The sequence below is a fragment of the Mesorhizobium sp. M4A.F.Ca.ET.050.02.1.1 genome, assembly GCF_003997725.1.
In the GTDB taxonomy this organism is placed as follows: Bacteria; Pseudomonadota; Alphaproteobacteria; order Rhizobiales; family Rhizobiaceae; genus Mesorhizobium.
Map to the genome: position 1 here is coordinate 1 of NZ_RZSG01000570.1, position 3,917 is coordinate 3,917.

The window sequence follows — 3,917 nt, forward strand, 5'->3', positions numbered from 1 at the left end:
ATGGAGAGCATGGCAACCGTCGGCATTCCGGCGCACGGCTATGGCATCCGCTATGCCAACGGCATGTTCCGCCAGGAGATCCATGACGGCTGGCAGGTCGAGCTACCGGAAACCTGGCTCGATCATGGCAATCCCTGGGAGTTCGAGCGGCGCGAGCGCTCCTTCGAGGTTGGCTTCGGCGGCTCGGTGGAATCGATCACCTCCAAGGACGGAAGGCTCGAGCGCCACGTCTGGAAGCCAACCGAGCATGTGCTGGCCGTCGCCTACGACACGCCGGTCGCCGGCTGGCGAGCCAATCGCGTCAACACGCTGCGGCTGTGGTCCGGCATGCCGATCGATCCAATCCTGCTCGACAAGTTCAATGCCGGCGACCACATCGGCGCGCTGGCCGAAAGCAACAAGGCCGACGCTCTGTCGCGCGTACTCTATCCTGCTGATTCCCACATGGCCGGGCAGGAGCTCAGGCTGCGCCAGGAGTATTTCTTCTCCACCGCCTCGCTGCAGGACATCGTCCAGCGCCATCTCAGCCAATATGGCGACCTGCAGTCGCTGCCGGACAAGGCGGCGATCCATCTCAACGACACCCATCCGGCGATCGCCGTGCCCGAACTGATGCGGCTTCTGATGGATGTCCACGGCATGGATTTCGACCAGGCCTGGGACATCACCAAGCGCACCTTCGGCTACACCAACCACACGCTGCTGCCCGAGGCGCTGGAAAGCTGGCCGGTGCCGCTGTTCGAGCGGCTTTTGCCGCGCCACATGCAGATCGTCTACGCCATCAACGCGGAGGTGCTGCTCGAGGCGCGCGCCACCAATAAGTTCTCTGGCGAGCAGATCAGCCGTATCTCGCTGATCCAGGAGAATGGCGACCGCCGCGTGCGCATGGGCAATCTGGCCTTCGTCGGCTCGCATTCGATCAACGGCGTCTCGGCGCTGCACACCGAGCTGATGAAGGAGACGGTGTTCGCCGACCTCCACAAGCTCTATCCCGACCGCATCAACAACAAGACCAACGGCATCACGCCGCGGCGCTGGCTGATCCAGTGCAATCCCGGCCTCACTGCGCTTGCCCGCGAGGCGATCGGCGACCGCTTCCTGGACGATATCGACGCCATCAAGGGGCTCGACGCCTTTGCCGGCGATGCCTCGTTCCGCGAGAAGTTCGCGACGGTGAAGCGGGCGAACAAGTCGAGGCTCGCCAACCTGGTCGCCGACCGGCTCGGCATCAAGCTCGACCCCTCGGCGCTGTTCGACATTCAGGTCAAGCGCATCCACGAGTACAAGCGTCAGCTGCTCAACATCCTGGAAGCCGTCGCGCTCTACGACCAGATCCGCTCGCATCCCGAGCGCGACTGGATGCCGCGCGTAAAATTCTTCGGCGGCAAGGCGGCGCCCAGCTACCACAACGCCAAGCTGATCATCAAACTCGCCAACGACGTCGCTAGGGTCATCAACCGCGATCCGGCGGTGCGCGGCCTGCTCAAGGTCGTGTTCGTGCCGAACTACAATGTCAGCCTGGCCGAAGTGCTGATGCCGGCCGCGGACCTTTCCGAGCAGATCTCGACCGCCGGCATGGAAGCCTCCGGCACCGGCAACATGAAGTTCGCGTTGAACGGCGCGCTGACCATCGGCACGCTCGACGGCGCCAATGTCGAGATCAAGGAATGTGTCGGCGACGACAACATCTTCATCTTCGGCCTGACCACCGCCGAGGTCGCCGACCGGCGCAACAACGGCTACAATCCGCGCGCGGTGATCGAAGCCTCGCCGGAACTTTCACAGGCACTCGCCGCCATCTCCTCGGGCGTCTTCTCGCCTGACGATCCGCAGCGCTACCGCGCATTGATCGACGGCCTCTACAACAGCGACTGGTTCATGGTGGCGGCCGACTTCGATACTTACGCGGCCACCCAGCGCGACGTCGATACCGTCTGGCGCAACAGCCCCGACTGGTACGCGCGCGCCATCCGCAACGTCGCCCGCGTCGGCTGGTTCTCTTCCGATCGCACGATCCGCCAATATGCGAAAGAAATCTGGAACGTGCCCGTCTGATATGATTGCATGAGGTCACGAACAACGTGGCCCCTAGTGGAGTGAGTTTGACACTTGCGACCGATCCAGGACCAGTCGGCGATGCAGATGTCGAAGTCAAACCTCCGCTAGTATTTGAGTTCGAGTGCCCAGGGAGGGCGACTGCCTGATGAGGAAGCCGCGCGCGACCGCTGCGACGAGCGGGCCGGACGGATTGGCGCCAGCCGGCGATGTCGCGGCGATTGTCGCCGGTACGCATGGCGATCCCTTCGCGGTTCTCGGCGTGCATGAGGCCGGCAAGGGTTTTGTTGTCCGCTGCTTCGTCCCGAACGCCGAGTTCGTCACCGCCTACACGCTGAGCGGCAAGGCGGCAGGCGAGCTGTCGCGACGCGACGATTCGGGTTTCTTCGAGGGCAAGCTCACGCTCAGGAAGCGTCAGCCGCTGCGCTATCACGCCAGGAATGCCGGCGGCGACTGGTGGCTGACCGATCCTTACTCCTTCGGCCCAGTGCTCGGCCCGCTGGACGACTACTATATCGCCGAGGGCTCGCATCTCAGGCTCTTCGACAAGCTCGGCGCCCATGTCATCGACCATGAGGGCGCCACCGGCGTGCATTTCGCCGTCTGGGCGCCCAATGCGCGGCGCGTCTCGGTGGTCGGCGCATTCAACGAATGGGACGGGCGCCGGCACACGATGCGCGACCGCCGCGACACCGGCATCTGGGAGCTGTTCATCCCCGATATCGGCGCCGGCCAACCCTACAAGTTCGAGATCATCGCCCCCGACGGCGTGCGGCTGCCGCTTAAGGCCGATCCGTTCGCCTTCGAGTCGGAACTGCGCCCGGCCACCGCGTCGGTGACGGCGCCGCCGATAGCGCATGAATGGGGCGACGAGGCGCACCGCACGTTCTGGCGCAATGCCGATCCCAGGCGCGAGGCGATCTCGATCTACGAGGTCCATGCCGGCTCCTGGCAGCTTCGCGACGACGGCACGTTCCTGAGCTGGGACGAGCTCGCCGCTCGCCTGATCCCCTATGCCGTCGACACGGGCTTCACCCATATCGAGTTCCTGCCGATCTCCGAGCATCCCTACGATCCGTCCTGGGGCTACCAGACCACCGGCCTCTACGCGCCGACCGCCCGCTTCGGCGATCCCGATGGCTTTGCCCGGTTCGTCGACGGTGCGCATCGCGCCGGCGTCGGCGTCATCCTCGACTGGGTGCCGGCGCATTTTCCGGTGGACGAGCATGGCCTGGTGAAGTTCGACGGCACCGCGCTTTACGAGCACGCCGATCCGCGCCAGGGTTTCCACCCGGACTGGAACACCGCGATCTACAATTTCGGCCGCCGCGAGGTGGTATCGTTCCTGGTCAACAACGCGCTGTTCTGGGCCGAGAAATACCATGTCGACGGCCTGCGCGTCGACGCGGTTGCCTCGATGCTCTACCTCGATTATTCCCGCAAGGCCGGCGAGTGGATCCCCAACGAGAAGGGTGGACGCGAGAACCTTGAGGCGGTCGCCTTCCTGCAGAAGATGAACAAGGAGCTCTACGGCCACCATCCCGGCGTGGTGACCATCGCCGAGGAATCGACCTCATGGCCGAAAGTGTCGCGGCCGGTGCATGAGGGCGGGCTGGGCTTCGGCTTCAAGTGGAACATGGGCTTCATGCACGACACGCTGGAGTATTTCTCCAAGGAGCCGATCTATCGCAAGCACCACCACAACGACATCACCTTCGGCCTTGTCTACGCCTTCTCCGAGAATTTCGTGCTGCCGCTCTCCCATGACGAGGTCGTGCATGGCAAGGGCACGCTGCTGGGCAAGATGGCCCGCGACGACTGGCAGAAATTCGCGACCTTGCGCGCCTATTACGCCTTCATGT

Annotated in this window: 2 protein-coding genes; both read left to right on the forward strand. The window is 64.1% G+C overall.

All coding sequences use genetic code 11. The annotated features are described in order from the left end of the window. On the forward strand, positions 1-2,055 hold a 2,055-nt coding region (locus tag EOA33_RS27055; protein WP_127407031.1), incomplete at its 5' end, for a glycogen/starch/alpha-glucan phosphorylase. 148 nt (positions 2,056-2,203) lie between these two features. Then, the coding region (gene glgB, locus EOA33_RS27060) for a 1,4-alpha-glucan branching protein GlgB (RefSeq protein WP_127407032.1) at positions 2,204-3,917 on the forward strand (1,714 nt) is incomplete at its 3' end.